The sequence below is a fragment of the Hydrogenimonas cancrithermarum genome, from assembly GCF_030296055.1.
GTDB classification, from domain to species: Bacteria; Campylobacterota; Campylobacteria; order Campylobacterales; family Hydrogenimonadaceae; genus Hydrogenimonas; species Hydrogenimonas cancrithermarum.
The window spans coordinates 99,871-114,506 of sequence record NZ_AP027370.1; the positions used below are offsets into that span (position 1 = coordinate 99,871).

The following is a 14,636-nucleotide window of genomic DNA, read 5'->3' on the forward strand; positions in this document are numbered from 1 at the left end:
TGGGAGTCCGATTCCCAATAGATCGAGACCCATGCGCCTCTGTACCGATCTTTTTGTCCGAATAGACCATTTCAAATTCAAAGGAGCCGACATGGCGGAATCGATCATAGAACAAATCAGGGCGTTGGAGGTCCTTGATTCGCGGGGAAATCCGACGGTGAGGGTTTTCGTGACGCTCGAAGACGGGACGAAAGCGAGCGCCTCCGTCCCATCGGGTGCGAGTACGGGCGAACACGAAGCGGTGGAGCTGCGTGACGGCGATGCGAGCCGCTACGGCGGCAAAGGGGTACGCAAAGCGTGCGCCAACGTCAACGATATCATCGCGCCCGAGCTCGTCGGACTCGACGCCTCCGAACAGGCGATGATCGACAGGCTGATGATCGAACTGGACGCTACCGACAACAAAAGCCGGCTCGGCGCCAACGCGATACTGGGTGTTTCGATGGCGGTTGCCAAAGCGGCGGCGCAGAGCCGTTGCGACGACCTCTACCGCTATGTCGGCGGATCGGAAGCGCGGCGCATTCCGGTGCCGTGCATGAATATCCTCAACGGCGGAGAGCATGCGGACAACAGTGTCGACATTCAGGAGTTCATGGCGGTGCCTCTCGGCGCTCCCGCTTTTTCGGAAGGGCTTCGATACGTCGCCGAAACGTTCCATACACTCAAGAAGATTCTCGAAAAGCGGGGCTTGGCGACGTCGGTCGGAGACGAAGGGGGATTCGCGCCCGATCTCGGTAGTAACGAAGAGGCGATCGAACTGATCCTCGAAGCGATCGAAAAGAGTGGATACGAACCGGGTGTCGACATCGCCATCGCCCTCGACAGCGCCGCCACCTCCTTCGCTACGGATACGATCGGTCTCTACGATCTCAAATGGTCGGGTGCGGGTCGAATGCGCAGCGACGATCTGATCGAGATGGCGGAACGCTGGGTCGAAAAGTATCCGATCGTACTGTGGGAGGACCCCCTGGGCGAAGAGGATTGGGAGGGTTTCGTCAAATTCACGAAAGCCCTGGGCGAGAAGATTGAAGTGGTCGGCGACGACCTGTTCGTCACCAACACGAAATTCATTCGCAGAGGCATCGAAACCGGTGCGGCCAACGCCTCCTTGATCAAACTCAATCAGATCGGTACGGTGACGGAGACGGTCGATGCCGTGCGTCTTTGTATCGAAAACGGATGGCGCGCCTTTCTCTCGCACCGGTCAGGCGAAACCTGCGACACCTTTTTGGCCGATTTCGCCGTGGCGATGGGCAGCGGCCACCTCAAAACCGGGTCGGCATCCCGCAGCGAAAGGCTTGCCAAATACAACCGCCTCCTTGAAATCGAGGATGCGCTGGACGGCAACGCCCTCTACTACTGGAAATAGGAGACCCTCCGCCCCCTCCGTCAATATCGTTCTGCCGAGCCTCCCGAAAGAGATCGCCCTCAAGCTCTGGTGGACATGTAATCCTTCCGGGAAAAATCTCTTCCGGCGCATCAATCCCTACCTCTGGAAAGAGATCGGAGGAGGAGCTCTTTCCCGTGGCCTATTTCTGCACCGAGTTCGGTCTGCACCACACCCTTCCGATCTATTCGGGCGGGTTCGGTTTTCTGGCCGGAGACATCCTCAAAGAGACGAGCGACATGGGACTGCCGATGGTCGGCGTGGGATTCATGTATCCGCAGGGATACGTCAGGCAGGTGATCGGCAGCGACGGCTGGCAGCAGGGAGCCAACGAGACGATCGACAAAGATTGCGCGCCGATCGAACGGAACGATCCGTGGGATCGCCAGATCTCCTCCCACCTCTACACCCCCGACATGAACCAGGGGCTGAGGCAGCAGATCGTGCTGGGCATCGGAGGGTATCGGATGCTGGAGGAGATCGGAATCGAATATTCGATCCTCCATCTCAACGAAGGGCATCCCACCTGCGTCCTCTTCGAACGGGTGCGCGTTTTCATAGAAGATGGAGGCCTCTCCCTCGACGAAGCAATCGAAAAGGTGAAAAGAACCTCCATCTTCACGACCCATACCCCGCTTCAGGCCGCCACGGAGGTCTACAGCTTCAACATGATGAGCAACTATTTCGAAGATTACCGGAAACGGCTGGGTCATCGGTGGCGAGACGTCAAACGATACGACAGACGCCGGTGCGCTCTACGATACGATAGAGCGTCTGACGCCTGCCGAGATCGTCAAGGTCGAAATTCCCACAGGCGAACCGATTCTCTATGAATTCGACGAAACGCTGCATCTTCAGCGAAAAACGAACCTCGCGAGTGTCAGCTGAGAGACAGACGCAAGGTAGAGTTATAGGCTATAATGAATAATCGGCAGGGAAACCGCGACGACCGAGTGAAAGTCGTCTCCATACACCTTTCCGTGCCGAAGAAGAGATCCCCGTTTCGGCGGTTGGATGGAACAGCTCTGCTCGGAACGGAAAAAAAGGAGGAGAACGATGGAGGTTTTGGGTTACGAATGCTATGCGAATGGCACCGTCAAATCGAAGATCATGCGCTTCAAAGAGGTCAAGCGCAGAAGCAGACCGCCGGAGGAGCAGTTCTACGGATGCGAAACGATGCGCACGAGAGCTTCGAAAGCGCCGCGAACGGAAAGGAAGCAGGAGGCGGAGAGGAGATCTTTCCGTCACTGACTGGCGCCGTGACGGCGCAGGGGTTTTAAAATGGAAGGCTCTCTTTTGAGAGATCTCTCTCAATCGACTCGTTCCCCTAGTGTCGATGAGGCGGCGTAGGGCTCTCCGCTCTTCACCGGTGTGAGCCTGGAACGGTCGCACGTTTTGTAGATCTCCATGGCTCGGGGCATCAACCTTTTCAATTGCTCGATTCTTTGCTTTGTCGCCGGGTGGGTGCTGAAATAGACGATCGGCTCTTCTCCACCATTGGCTTTGGCGAACTTTTCCCAAAACTTCAGCGCTTCGCGGGGATCGTAGCAGGCTTCGGCCATCAGGATCAGGCCGATGTGGTCCGCTTCGCTCTCCTGCATTCTGGAGTAGGGAAGCATGACGCCGACTTGCGAGCCGATGCCCAGCGCCGCTTCGTAGAGTTGCTGATATTCGTTCGCACTGGAGTGTATCGCTTCGGCCGCTATAGCGGTGGCGATGCCCGTCAATTGGGCGACGCTGATACGCTCTGCGACATGGTGGGCGATGGCGTGCGCGATTTCGTGTGCCATGACCGTAGCAAGCTGCGCATCGTTGTCGATATATTTGAAAAGGCCGGTATAGACGAATACATGGCCGTTGGCGAGGCAGAAAGCGTTGGGGACCTTGTCGTTTTCGATGACGTAAAATTTCCAGTCGAGATCGAGGCCGGTCGCTTTGGCGATACGGTGTCCGACACGCTGTACCGGTTCGACGAAGCGCGGGTCGTTCGTCACTTTTTCGCTTTCGAAAATCTCCCGTTCCGCCTGAAACCCCAGTGCCATCTCCTGCTGGGGCGAGAGCATGATGAGTTGCGTTCGACCTGTGACGGGCGCTTTCGCACAGCCGGTGATAAGCAAAATCGGAATCAAAAGTGCCAAAAAAATCCGTTTCATTCTATCCAGCCTCTTTTTTGGTTACAATTTTACCACTTTATTCTGGAGCAATCGTGAAATGGTAAACATTGTACTCGTCGAACCGAAAATCGCCCCGAACACCGGAACGATCGGCCGGCTCTGCGTCAATATGGGAGCATCTTTGCATCTGATCGAGCCGCTTGGGTTCGTCATCGAAGACAAACGCCTCAAACGGGCGGGGCTCGACTACTGGCACAAGCTCGACCCGGCCATCTGGCCCTCACTCGACGCCTTTTTGCAAGCGCACGGCGACAAACGGATGTGGTTTGCGACGACAAAGACCGACCGTCCCTATTTCGAAGCCGACTTTCAGCCGGGTGATTTTCTGTTGTTCGGGAGCGAAACGACGGGATTGCCCAAAGAACTGCTCGAGGCGAACAAAGAGAAGTGTATCACGATACCCATGACGCCGGAGGGACGGAGTCTCAATATCTCTATCAGCGTCGGTATCGTCGCCTACGAAGCGGTGAGGCAAAATTTCGAAACCTTTAAAGGATTGATGTGAAAGGTATTATGGATGTCATCATGACGATCGGCTTCGTCCTCTTTATGGTCTGGATTATCAAAGGCTACCACGCCAACAAATACGAAGAGCGCTACGGCGAAAACGGAACGGAAGTGAAGAAAAAGGATGAACCGCAGCAGGGTGGGGAGTGATCGCCCTGTTGCAGCGTGTCAGCCGCTCATCCGTCACGATCGATGGAGAAAAAGTGGCGGAAATCGGACACGGTTTCAATATCCTGCTCGGTGTTTTCAAGGGCGATAGCGAAGCCGATATCGAAAAACTCGTTCCGAAAATCGTCAATCTGCGCATTTTCGCTGACGAAAACGGCAAAATGAACCGGAGTATTCTCGATATCGGTGGCGAAGCGCTGGTCGTGAGCCAGTTTACACTCGCCGGAAACGTTAAAAAGGGGCGCCGCCCCAGCTTCGATAACGCGATGCCACCAGAGGATGCGAAACGGCTCTATGAGAAGTTTTGCGAGACATTACGGGCCCACGTGCCGGTCAAAACGGGAGAGTTCGGTGCGATGATGGAGGTCGAGATCGTCAACGACGGCCCGGTCACGTTCATCGTCGACTCGAAGGCGCTGTAGATGGTGAAAGTCGTGCGGATCACTGAAACAGAGATGAAAAATGTCGATATTCCATTCACAAGAAGACCATAGGAGAAACGTATGATTCGGATCGATACACTCAATGCCTCTTCCAACGGTTTCGGCTTTGATCTGACGACGAGTTCCGGCGACAGGATTTCGCTTTCGATGTATGACAATAAAAGTGTTTCTCTGCATGCCAGTGATGGGAAGGGCGAACGCTCCTTTTCGATGAGCCTTCGGCACGAATACGGCTATCGCTTCTCCTATAAAGGCGATGGCATCGACGCGCAGGATCGAAAAGAGATCGAAGAGGCGATGAAGATCATCAAGCCGATGTTTCAGCAGTTTCTCGAAAATGTCGAGAAGAGCGACGAAATTCCGGGTTTCAAAGAGATCACCAATTTCTCCCAGATGATGCGGCAGGAGCTTCCTGCAACCGATACTCCGGATATGCAGAATATGCTCAAAGACGAAACCGTCGGTACGATGGACGACGTTCTCGCACTTTTTGAGCAGAACGAAAAACTCCTCGAGAGTACGAAACGGCTTTTCGACCGGCTATTCGAACAGATCGACGGCTTCGACTTTTACGTGTAATCGCACTTAAAGCCCCTTTTTGATAAAATCGGGTCAATTTTCCAAAGAGAATGGAGACGTTATGACCCAACCCCTTCTTATCGAAATCGGTGTGGAAGAGCTTCCCGCCGTTCCCCTTCTCAAAATACTCGATGATATCGAAAAATCGTGGGCGAAGATTCTCGAGGCCAATCGCCTGATGGCCGAGTTCGAGTTCTCCTACACGCCGCGCCGTCTCGTACTGTGGCATCCCGAGTTTTTGAAAAAGCAGCCCGACAGCGAAGATGAGATGTTCGGACCGCCGGTGCAGATCGCTTTCAAAGATGGTCAGCCGACCCGTGCGGCGGAGAGTTTCGCGCAGAAGTGTGGTGTGCCGCTCAGTGAGATCGGCCGTGGAGAAAAGGGCGGAAAAGAGGTACTTTACTACAAAAAGACCATTGTCGGAGAGCCGAGCGAGGCGCTGCTGGACGAGATGGTCAAAACCTGGATCGGTTCGATGCGCTTTGGGAAGATGATGCGCTGGGGCGATCGCAAAGAGGAGTTCATCCGCCCGGTGCGCTGGGTACTGGCGCTCTTTGGCAGCAGTGTCCCGGCCATCGAGCTCTTCGACGTCAAGAGCTCCAACACCACACGTGTGCATCGGCAGGTGACGTTCGAGCCGATTCCGGTCGATTCGCCGAAAGCCTATTTCGAAGCACTCGAAAACGGAGGTGTCGAACTCTTTCCCGACAGGCGGCGTGAGACGATTCAAGAAGGCTTCGAAACGATCGAAAAAGAGTATGGCGTCAACGTGGGACATGACGAGGAGCTGATGAATGAGATCGTCGCGATCACCGAGTATCCGACGCCGCTGCTCGGACGTTTCGACGAGAGCTTTCTAAAACTGCCACCGGAAGTGATCATGACCAGTATGAAGGAGCATCAGCGCTACTTTCCTCTCTTCAAAGAGGGGGTGCTAAACAACAGCTTCGTCGTCGTCTCCAACGCCAAAACCGATGACTTTTCGCAAGTGATCGCAGGGAACGAACGGGTCCTCAAACCGCGTTTGAGCGATGCGATGTTCTTTTATGAAAACGACCTGAAAAACGGCCTGAACCCGGAAGGGCTCAAAAGCATCGTCTTCATGGACGGCCTCGGGACGATGTATGACAAGAGTGTGCGCGAGAGTCTCATTACGACGACACTGGCGGAAGTCTATGCCGAACCGCTCGAAAAAGAGACCTCCAAAGATGTGGGTGAGCTCAAAGCGCTGGCCGAACGCGCCGCGATGCTGGCAAAAGCGGACCTTCTGACCGAAATGGTCTACGAGTTTACCGAGTTGCAGGGGATCATGGGGTACTACTACGCGAAAGCGTTGGGCGAGGACGACCTGGTCGCCGTCGCCATACGTGACCAGTATCTCCCAAGCGGCGAAGAGAGCGACCTGCCCGAAAACCTTTTTGCCGCACTTCTGGCCATCGCCTACAAGTTCGACAACCTGATGGCGCTCTTCTCGGTCGGCAAGATCCCGACCGGTTCGCGCGACCCGTTCGCCTTGCGCCGGGCAGCGGCCGGCATCATCCGCATCGTGACGCATTTCGATATTCCATTCAACATTTCTGAGATGATCGACTACTTCAAAAAAGAGTATGCGGAGTTTGACACCAAAGAGCTCGAGAAGTTTTTCGACGAACGATTCTACAAAGCACTCGACGCCAACCCGTCGATCATCACGGCGGTACTCGCCAGCGGTGAGCGTGACGTGGGCGAGATCGTCAAGAAGGTGAACGCACTCAAAAACATTACCGAAAGCGACGAGTTCAAAGAGATATTCACCACTTTCAAACGCGTTGCCAACATCAGCAAAGATATCGACCTCGAAAGCGAACTGACGGTCGATCCGGCACTTTTCGAAAAAGAGGAGGAAAAAAGACTTTACGAAGCCTTCGAGGCAATCGTCTCTAAGGAGTACGACGATTACGAAATGCAGCTCGATGCGCTCTTCTCTCTCAAGCCTCAGCTCGACCGCTTTTTCGACAATGTCATGGTCAATGCCGAGGACGAGAAACTCCGTACCAACCGAAGAAACCTTGTCGGATCGATCTACAAAGCGTTCAAAATCGTCGCAGATATCAAAGAGATAAGCATTTAACGAGAAGCAAGAAGTGAGAAGTGAGAAGTGAGAAGCGGTACGACGCTATTGTCGTTGGTGCCGGGATTGCGGGTATCAGTACCGCTTACTGGTTGAAGGAGGCTGGGCAGAAGGTTCTGCTCGTGGACAAAAAGGGATTGCTCGCCGGTGCCAGCGGTGCAGCGGGGGCTTTTCTTTCGCCGCGCCTGGGCAAAGGCGGCGACTTACAGAAAATCACCAACGAAGCCTACCTTTTCGCACTCGGCTTTTACGCCAAAGCCGTACCCGAAGGCTTCTTTCAAAAAGGGCTCGTACGAATCCCAAAAGACGAAGGGGATGCCGAAAAGTTCGCAACCTACAAAAAGCATCTCGATCTTCCCTACAGATGGTGCGAAGCCGAAGATCTACCTTTCATCGCTCCCGATTTTATGCGGTACGGGGCTTTCTGTTTCGATCACAGCGCCTTCGTCGATCCGATGACGGTGGCGAAAAAGCTGATATCGGGAATCGATACGGTATGGGGCGTCGATGCGAAGCCTGAACGAAGGGGAGGGCACTGGTATATCGGAAACTGTTCGGCAAAAAATATCGTCCTCGCTACCGGAGCCGATAAACTTCCCGTCGAGATCCCCTACATCACGATTGGCGGTCTCTGGGGCGAGCGTGTCGACGTTGAAAGTTCGGCGGAGATTCCCGTCACACTCCATCAGAAACTCTCCGTCTCCGCGAATATCGACGGCATCGTCCGTATCGGCGCCACCCATGTCCGAAACGACCCGAGAAGCGAGATCGAACGTGTCAACCGGCTCATCGTCGATGCCATCGCCCTCGTCCCCGACCTCCGGGATCAGCGGATCGTACGCATCTACGCCGGCCACCGCTCCTCCGTCAGCGACCACTTCCCGATCGTCGGTGCCGTTGCGGATACAGAGGCGGCAAAAGTACAACTCAAAACTCCGCCCAAGAGCCTCAAACCCGAATCGGATGCCATTCCGTACCTACCGGGATGCTACATCGTTGGAGGGTTCGGGGGAAGGGGGTTCGTGTTCGGCCCGCTCATGGGGCGGATGGCTGCCGAAAAGATCGTGAATGGCGCGGATGTGGATATTCGTCTCTCCTCCGACCGGTATCTGTTGCGATATCTTAGAAATCGACGTTAAGGAAATCCTCGGATATCTTTTACGTAGAGTACATTGATTCCCTGTCCCGTATCTTTGACATCGACATCGATACGAACACTTCGTGAAGCCTTGTACTGGATGATGAAACTCGAAACGGAGTCGTTCCGGTAGATGATGCGTATGCGGCGGCTGAGCCGTTTGCCCACTTCGATACCGAACCCTCCTTCGGGAGTGTTGAGGATGTTGAGCGTATCGAAGCGTATGCCTGTCGCGGAGCCGATGGCGGTTTTGAGCCCGGCACCCAGCAGCATGGTACCGATGGTGCTTTCGGACGAGCCGTTCTGTTTGAAAGATTCGTCGGCCGGCTCCCCGAAAAGAATGTAGCTCATGATATCGTTCTGGCTCATCGGAGGCTCGGATGAAAAGAGAAATACGGGATTTGAAAGAGAGTGGCTCACATAGATATGGAATTTGTTGAAGTCGACTTCATAGAGAATGTGAAGGTCGAGCCAGGGATTGATAGGATGTGCGCCAGAAAAGTAGATCTCCGACGGCTCGATGTCGAAATATTTTTCTGCGACGTTGAGAGAACCTTCCACGACCTTCACCATGCCAAGCAGAACCGCAGGTTTTTCAGCTTCCTTCCATATCGTGACATCCGGGATGAAGTAGACGTCGACCATCGGTATCCTGTAGTGGAGCGCCTTTTTCGAAAAGATATGAATATTCAGGCTCTTTTTGGTGTGGCTTGGCTCTTTGATATCCTGAATGATGACGATATCTTCATCGTTGACGGTGTACTCTTTGGGAGGCTTGTAGACGATGAGCGCATCGAGAATCCCGATTTCACCTTCGGCACTTAACGATGCCGGAGAGAGGGAAGCGGTTATCTGCAAATCCGCCGTGACATTTCCCTCCGGCCCGTTATAATGGACGCCTCTTCCTTCAAGTGCGATCGAGCCTTCACCCTTTCGGAGATCGAAGTACCCTTTCGCCATCCCTTTGTCCAGAAAAGCGAGCTTGTCGATGAAAAGCGTCAGATTTTCATCGAAGTGAAAATATGAGCTTCTGTTCTGTTCCAGACGATGGTCCATTATCGCTACGCTATAGCGGTCGATACGCACCTCTTCGCCGTCGATTCCCCCTTCCAGGAGCGAGTCGAGTCCATAGTAGAGTGTCTGGGAATCGGGTTCGACAAGATACCATGGGATCTCGGTTTTGTAGGTAAGCTGTAGACGCTCCGCAAGGGAGACACTGAAATGGCTGGTCAATTCCGCATCGATCATGACGTCGGATTTCAGATCGAACTCCTCCATCAGTTCGTGGAGCGACTCGATATGGGTGATGAAGTCGAGATTCGTCGTTCCGTCCGGCTCCACCTCCCCCTTTGCATCCAGTGTCAAAGAACCGATATTCGCCCACCCTTCGATCTTCCCTCTCTTCTCGAAAAGGGTCAGGTAGCTTTTGGTGGTCGAGATGTTGAACATCTTCTTCTCTTTCGAGAGGAAAAGGAAACTCTCGATCTCTCCAATCAGTGGGGGTGGCAGCTCCTCCCATATACCGCCACCGCTCTTTTTTGGAGTGACACTCGAGTGGACGAGCATCATATCCGGTTTCATCTCGATGAAACTTTTTGTCGTAGAGTAGTTTCCATCGAGCGCGACAACACCTTCGACAGTGGGTTCCGGTTCGAGCACGGCGGTTGCATTCGCCTCCATTCCGATGCTCTGACGAAGCAGAATCTGTGGTAGATGTTGGATGTAGGAGGGTGAATGCGGTTTTGCGACGAGATGCAGTGCATACTTTTTATAGTCGGTGCTGTAGGCATTCAGCGAAAAGGGCCCGATGTAAAAATCGGATGTAAGAGTGTCGGTGTCTCCGGCTGCATCCGCTTCGAATCGGTCGGCAGGCAATGGGTATCGCGATGAAGATATTCTCCCCTCCATTCTCGCCGCATAGGCGAGCGAGGGCGTAAAAAGAAGACTCTGGTCGATGTCGGCCGTCACGAATGAGTGTTCGAGCCGATAGTTCGATTTGGCGGTAAAGTAGTTCCCTTTAAACAGATAGTTGAAACGCAGCGTGAAATTTTGTATTGACAGGTTGGTATCTTTGAGTGCGATCTTTTCGTCGATCCTGGTTGCCGCTTCCAACCGCTGCATGGTTGCATTCAGTTTCACCGGAAAGCTTTTCGGAAAGTTTTCCAGATATGTTTCGGCAAGTTCTTCATATCTTTTCCCGGGTGAGACCGAACCTTCAGCCTTCACGGTTCCATTGTGGATCGATCCGGAAACTTCGCCGAAGGCGTAGGACGACTCTATTTTTGTGTTGAATCGTTCGATTTCTGCAGCTTCCTTGTCAAGAAGGAGGTTTTTGATCTTTAAATCGAATTCGATCGCCTCGTCTTCGGGGAGAAACGTGATACAGTGTTCGATGTCGACCTGCTCGAAAAGAATGGGAGGCAGAACGATACCGCTGTCGTTTACTCCACTTTTCGACGTTTTCTCGGGGAATCGGAGAGGGTGGATCTTGACATCGGCAAGCGTGACACTTTCGATGGCCGGCCGCGGTGAAAAGAGCGAGAAGAGGGTGTAATGGATACCCAACTGCCTGGCCGAAAAAGCTTTTTTGTAGGAAAGATCGTAAAGATCGAATCCATTAAAGAGCGACCCTTCGATCCGCCGGTATCCGATGCCGTTGGAAGTCAGTACTTTTTTTGCAATGTAATCGGTCGTCTTTGGATGGAGCGTAATGAAGAGAAAGAGTCCCGAGACGATGAGCGTCGCTTGCAGAAAGAGTGCGAAGTGGACATACAAACGACCCATCAGAAAAGTTCCCCGATATGAAAATGAATCGCGAATCGACTGAGGTCGTCGATATCGAATCCGGCATCCAGCGCGATCGGGCCAATGGGTGTTTTGTAACGTATTCCCGGGCCCACCGCTATGTAAGGCTTCCCATAATCGGGCAGGGTCGTCTGTCCGAGATAGGTGATGTCACTGAAAACCACCGTTTTGAAACTGCTGCCCATCGGGATACGAAGTTCGACCGTTCCTTCGGTGATACTGTAGGCGCCGATCGGATCGCCATAGCCGTTTTTCGGGCCCAACTGACGATAACTGTAGGCACGGTTGGAATTCATCCCGCCTGCGTAGAAACGGTAGGATGGTGGAACTTTGCCCTGAAGCACCTTGATGGCACCGTATTTGAGACGGACGGAGGATACACCCCATGGAAAAGGGCGGTGGTAGGCACCTGTGAGCAGAACTTTGTAATAGGTGGCATCCGAAAATTCCGATTTGTACGAGCCCATCCCTTCGGCTTGGAGTTTGTACCCTTTCGTCGGCTCCAGTACCGAGTCGCGTTTGTCGATCTCCCAACTTCCGAGGGGAGAGAGGATTCTCAATTTGCCGTTGGGAAAGTTTTCCGGATCGTTGCTGTCGGATGTGGTCGTATCGTCATAGATGAGGCTCTCTTGGAAAAAATGGGGGTAACGTGACTGTTTGAGGTTGATTCTTGCGAGCAGCGATCTTTCATGGTATCCGTCATAGATCTCCCGCTTCGCTCCGATGTCCGCACTGGCTCTGTTGTGGTTTGGCAAGGGCGTATCGGCACTTGCCCGAACGAAGGCTTTCACCTGGGAGTAGCGTGCTTCCAGGCCAAGTGTTTTGAGATTTCCGAAGAAGTTTCGGTGTTTGATTCCGGCTTGGAGGTTGATGCCTTCGTCACTGCTGAAGCCGGCACCTGTCGTGATATGTACGGGTTTGGGATAGACCGATACCGTAATGTTTACAGGGACCTTGTTTCCATCGTGTTTTCCATCATCGATAACGACGCGTTCGATTCCCTCGTTGGCGTAGATCTCTCTGTAGCTGCGGCGGATAACCTCTGCCGAATAAGGATCACCCTCTCTGAAATGAAGAAGCGATGCGATGATTTTCGGTTCGACGCTTTCGGGGGCGTGTATGGAGATTTTCCCGAATACGCATGGATCGTTGGGTGTGACGTCGTAGACGATATAAGCCCTGTTTTTTTCGATATCGACAAAGGCTTTCGTGTTGAGTTTTACATTGCAATATTGGTGATTGGCGTAAAATTTCTGAATTCTTTTCTTGCTTTCGATAAATTTTTCGGGATCGAAACGGTCCCCTTTTTCGAAGGGGATGAGTGTATCGATGGGTAGGGGCGAGATTGTCGATACATTCTCTACACGAATCGGTTCGTTCTCTTCGACTTCAATGACGATCCGGTTTTTGCGAATACTGCTTTTGGCTTTGGCATGATAGAAACCATGGGATTTGTAGTAATTTTCGATCAGTGTCAAAAGCGGGTTGACCTTCTTCGGCTCGAGCTTCGGCGCACTTTTCCAAAATTCGAAAAAATATGGCTTTTTCAGACCGATGACCTCATAAAGTTCACGGTCGTCGATGGTATGGTTGCCCGAAAATTTTATCGGAAGAGCCGCAGCTATCAGAAATTGAGACAAAATCAAAAAAACGATCGATAATCTGACCACCCGTTGCCCCGTTTTTGGTACCATTATAGCAAAGGAACAGCATGAAAACCGTGATTTTCGATCTCGATGGCACACTTGTCGATACCCATACCAATATCACCGCTTCGATCAATCACGTACGTAAAACGATATATGGACTGGAGCCGATGGACGCTGCGGAAGTTGCTCGTCTCATGAATCTTCCCGGCCTCAACCTCGCTTATGAATTTTACGGCGTGAAGCGATACGAGGAAGAGGCGAAAGAGCTCTTCGAATCGCACTACACCATCCAGTGCCTTCAAAATGCCGTGACCTTTGAAGGCATCGTCGAGATGCTGGAACTGCTGCTTTCGCATGAATGTGAACTTTTCGTCGCCACGAACGCTCCGAGCAGTACGTCGCGCCTGATTTTGAAAAAGAATGGTATCGACAGATGTTTCAGAGATATCGTAGGCGCCGATCGTGTAAAATATCCGAAACCGCATCCCGAGATGATTCGGATGATAAGTGAAATTTCGAAATTCGAAGAGGTGTGGATGGTAGGTGACAGTCCGAAAGATATGGTTGCTGCGGAACAGGCGGAGGTCACACCTCTTTTTGTGGAATGGGGCTATTCCAAAAGACTCTCCGAAGGACTTTTGCATATACGCACGGTTTCCGAGCCTTCCAAAATAGTGGATACTCTCTTCGCTTTTTAACGCTAAATTAATAAGCGAACCAATAATATATACAAGCACATGTACGCATTGAATATAACAGAGAGGACTGGAATGCTTTACGAAGACCTTGAAGATTTGAAGAAAAAGACGAACAGCAAAAAGTTGAAAAAAAAGATCGATGCCATACAAGAAGCGTTGAACGATTTATGTAGCAAAAGTGGCCTTTGTCTTTTGGCCAAAGGCAAAAATGTGGAAAAAGCGCTCAAAACCGTTAGATACGAAGAGGATCTTGTCAAACTTCAGGTCGAGCTCATCAAACTTCAAAACTGGGTGTTCGAAAACAAAAAGAGAGTACTCGTCATTTTCGAAGGGCGGGATGCCGCAGGGAAGGGCGGGGCGATCAAACGTTTCACCGAAAGGCTCAATCCCAGGCGTTACCGGGTCGTTGCACTGCCCAAGCCTACGGAAGTGGAAGCGGGACAGTTCTATTTCCAGCGTTACTTCGCACATCTGCCGAACCCGGGGGAAATCGTTTTTTTCGACAGAAGCTGGTACAATCGTGCCATCGTCGAGCCGGCATTCGGATTCTGTACGGAAGAGCAGTATGACAAATTCATGCAAGAGGTTCCGGAGATCGAACACGCACTGATCGATGATGGCATCATCATGATAAAGTTCTGGTTCTCCATTTCGAAAAAAGAGCAGCAGAAGCGTTTCAAGGAGAGACAACTCAACCCCCTGAAGCAGTGGAAACTGAGCCCTGTGGATATGAAAGCGCAAAAGATGTGGGACAAGATCACCTTTTACAAAGAGGAGATGTTCAGCCGTACACACACCACATTTTCGCCCTGGATCATCGTCAAGAGCAACGATAAGAAATCCGCCAGACTGGAGTCGATCCGATACGTGCTCTCCCATATTCCCTACGAAGGGAAAGAAGATGCGGGAACCACGCTTCACCCCGATCCGGAAATTGTGCAGCGCTATCACAGAAAAAGTAAACAGATTGATTAGGAA

General features: G+C 52.3%; 14 protein-coding genes. 11 read left to right on the top strand and 3 right to left on the bottom strand.

Going from position 1 to position 14,636, the window contains the following annotated elements; all coding sequences use genetic code 11:
• The first annotated feature begins 91 nt into the window (after nucleotides 1-91).
• From eno to QUD54_RS00455, 3 genes are all read left to right on the top strand, one after another.
• Nucleotides 92-1,369, top strand: a complete 1,278-nt coding sequence (eno, locus tag QUD54_RS00445) for a phosphopyruvate hydratase (protein WP_286336991.1) — start codon at nucleotides 92-94, stop codon at nucleotides 1,367-1,369.
• Between the two features lie 155 nt (nucleotides 1,370-1,524).
• Nucleotides 1,525-2,220, top strand: coding sequence for a glycogen/starch/alpha-glucan phosphorylase (locus QUD54_RS00450; protein WP_286336992.1), 696 nt, complete (start codon nucleotides 1,525-1,527; stop codon nucleotides 2,218-2,220).
• Nucleotides 2,221-2,443: 223 nt separating this feature from the next.
• On the top strand, nucleotides 2,444-2,638 hold the full coding sequence (locus QUD54_RS00455) for a hypothetical protein (protein WP_286336993.1): 195 nt from the start codon (nucleotides 2,444-2,446) through the stop codon (nucleotides 2,636-2,638).
• Nucleotides 2,639-2,697: 59 nt separating this feature from the next.
• Here the strand turns inward: QUD54_RS00455 and QUD54_RS00460 are convergent, their stop codons facing one another.
• Nucleotides 2,698-3,540: a M48 family metallopeptidase gene (locus QUD54_RS00460; protein ID WP_286336994.1), complete on the bottom strand. Its 843-nt coding sequence runs from the start codon at nucleotides 3,538-3,540 to the stop codon at nucleotides 2,698-2,700.
• A gap of 58 nt (nucleotides 3,541-3,598) precedes the next feature.
• Between QUD54_RS00460 and QUD54_RS00465 the strand changes: the two genes are divergently transcribed.
• From QUD54_RS00465 to QUD54_RS00490, 6 genes are all read left to right on the top strand, one after another.
• A complete protein-coding gene (locus tag QUD54_RS00465) occupies nucleotides 3,599-4,066 on the top strand; it encodes a tRNA (cytidine(34)-2'-O)-methyltransferase (RefSeq protein WP_286336995.1) in 468 nt (155 codons plus the stop codon).
• The gene (locus QUD54_RS00470) at nucleotides 4,063-4,218 is read left to right on the top strand and encodes a hypothetical protein (RefSeq protein ID WP_286336996.1); all 156 of its coding nucleotides are present in this window, start codon (nucleotides 4,063-4,065) and stop codon (nucleotides 4,216-4,218) included. Before QUD54_RS00465 ends, QUD54_RS00470 begins: the two co-directional genes overlap by 4 nt.
• A complete protein-coding gene (dtd, locus tag QUD54_RS00475) occupies nucleotides 4,215-4,658 on the top strand; it encodes a D-aminoacyl-tRNA deacylase (RefSeq protein ID WP_286336997.1) in 444 nt (147 codons plus the stop codon). The genes QUD54_RS00470 and dtd overlap by 4 nt, the downstream gene beginning before the upstream one ends.
• Before the next feature lie 81 nt (nucleotides 4,659-4,739).
• Nucleotides 4,740-5,258, top strand: coding sequence for an ATP/GTP-binding protein (locus QUD54_RS00480; protein WP_286336998.1), 519 nt, complete (start codon nucleotides 4,740-4,742; stop codon nucleotides 5,256-5,258).
• Nucleotides 5,259-5,319: 61 nt separating this feature from the next.
• Complete coding sequence (glyS, locus tag QUD54_RS00485; RefSeq protein WP_286336999.1) at nucleotides 5,320-7,368, top strand: glycine--tRNA ligase subunit beta; 2,049 nt, start codon at nucleotides 5,320-5,322, stop codon at nucleotides 7,366-7,368.
• Between the two features lie 20 nt (nucleotides 7,369-7,388).
• Nucleotides 7,389-8,507 (top strand): NAD(P)/FAD-dependent oxidoreductase, encoded by a 1,119-nt coding sequence (locus tag QUD54_RS00490; RefSeq protein WP_286337000.1) that lies wholly within the window; start codon nucleotides 7,389-7,391, stop codon nucleotides 8,505-8,507.
• Here QUD54_RS00490 and QUD54_RS00495 read toward each other — a convergent pair.
• Nucleotides 8,504-11,290 carry a translocation/assembly module TamB domain-containing protein gene (locus QUD54_RS00495; RefSeq protein WP_286337001.1) on the bottom strand — a complete coding sequence of 929 codons (2,787 nt, stop codon included), beginning with the start codon at nucleotides 11,288-11,290 and terminating at the stop codon, nucleotides 8,504-8,506. The two genes, QUD54_RS00490 and QUD54_RS00495, sit on opposite strands and share 4 nt — an antisense overlap.
• A complete protein-coding gene (locus tag QUD54_RS00500) occupies nucleotides 11,290-12,981 on the bottom strand; it encodes a BamA/TamA family outer membrane protein (RefSeq protein WP_286337002.1) in 1,692 nt (563 codons plus the stop codon). The genes QUD54_RS00495 and QUD54_RS00500 overlap by 1 nt, the downstream gene beginning before the upstream one ends.
• 41 nt (nucleotides 12,982-13,022) lie before the next feature.
• On the opposite strand from QUD54_RS00500, the gene QUD54_RS00505 reads away from it, so the two are divergent.
• Nucleotides 13,023-13,658 carry an HAD family hydrolase gene (locus QUD54_RS00505; protein WP_286337003.1) on the top strand — a complete coding sequence of 212 codons (636 nt, stop codon included), beginning with the start codon at nucleotides 13,023-13,025 and terminating at the stop codon, nucleotides 13,656-13,658.
• Nucleotides 13,659-13,730: 72 nt separating this feature from the next.
• Entirely contained in the window at nucleotides 13,731-14,633 is a 903-nt protein-coding gene (gene ppk2 / locus QUD54_RS00510) for a polyphosphate kinase 2 (RefSeq protein WP_286337004.1), read from the top strand.
• Nucleotides 14,634-14,636 lie beyond the last annotated feature (3 nt).

Bases quoted from the DNA above. Each gene is read 5' to 3' on its own strand.
- ppk2 (WP_286337004.1), top strand. From the start codon at position 13,731: ATGCTTTACGAAGACCTTGAAGATTTGAAGAAAAAGACGAACAGCAAA.
- QUD54_RS00465 (WP_286336995.1), top strand. From the start codon at position 3,599: ATGGTAAACATTGTACTCGTCGAACCGAAAATCGCCCCGAACACCGGA.
- glyS (WP_286336999.1), top strand. From the start codon at position 5,320: ATGACCCAACCCCTTCTTATCGAAATCGGTGTGGAAGAGCTTCCCGCC.
- QUD54_RS00495 (WP_286337001.1), bottom strand. From the start codon at position 11,290: ATGGGTCGTTTGTATGTCCACTTCGCACTCTTTCTGCAAGCGACGCTC.
- QUD54_RS00455 (WP_286336993.1), top strand. From the start codon at position 2,444: ATGGAGGTTTTGGGTTACGAATGCTATGCGAATGGCACCGTCAAATCG.
- QUD54_RS00480 (WP_286336998.1), top strand. From the start codon at position 4,740: ATGATTCGGATCGATACACTCAATGCCTCTTCCAACGGTTTCGGCTTT.
- QUD54_RS00505 (WP_286337003.1), top strand. From the start codon at position 13,023: ATGAAAACCGTGATTTTCGATCTCGATGGCACACTTGTCGATACCCAT.
- eno (WP_286336991.1), top strand. From the start codon at position 92: ATGGCGGAATCGATCATAGAACAAATCAGGGCGTTGGAGGTCCTTGAT.
- QUD54_RS00460 (WP_286336994.1), bottom strand. From the start codon at position 3,540: ATGAAACGGATTTTTTTGGCACTTTTGATTCCGATTTTGCTTATCACC.